The sequence below is a fragment of the Pseudomonas sp. 2822-17 genome, assembly GCF_002742485.1.
Classification (GTDB): Bacteria; Pseudomonadota; Gammaproteobacteria; order Pseudomonadales; family Pseudomonadaceae; genus Aquipseudomonas; species Aquipseudomonas cyclaminis.
This window is the reverse complement of the sequence record NZ_LJRZ01000472.1, coordinates 1-230: the sequence shown is the minus strand read 5'-3', so window position 1 is coordinate 230 and position 230 is coordinate 1. Positions and strand designations below refer to the sequence as shown.

General features: G+C 36.5%; 1 protein-coding gene. It reads right to left on the bottom strand.

The genetic code is table 11. The annotated features are described in order from the left end of the window. Nucleotides 1–230, bottom strand: a 230-nt coding sequence (locus AOA60_RS18275) for a YfkD family protein (RefSeq protein WP_218240693.1), incomplete at both ends; no start/stop codon positions are given.

Sequence of the window (230 nt, the reverse complement as noted above, 5' to 3'; positions counted from 1 at the left end):
ATGAACATTTCCATATTGTTCATCCCTATAGCTAGTTTTGAGCCTTTTACAGAAGACTCATTAAACATTTTGATTAACTCAGGATTTTCGATCGTAATATCAGTTGAGTCCAATAACTCAGATGCCAGTTCACTTGGATGGAGCTTCGGTAGATCTTGCGATGGATTTGGATAGGTATTATCTTTTGAAATATCTAAAGCTGAATCTGGAACCAGCTTGTCTTCTTCCTT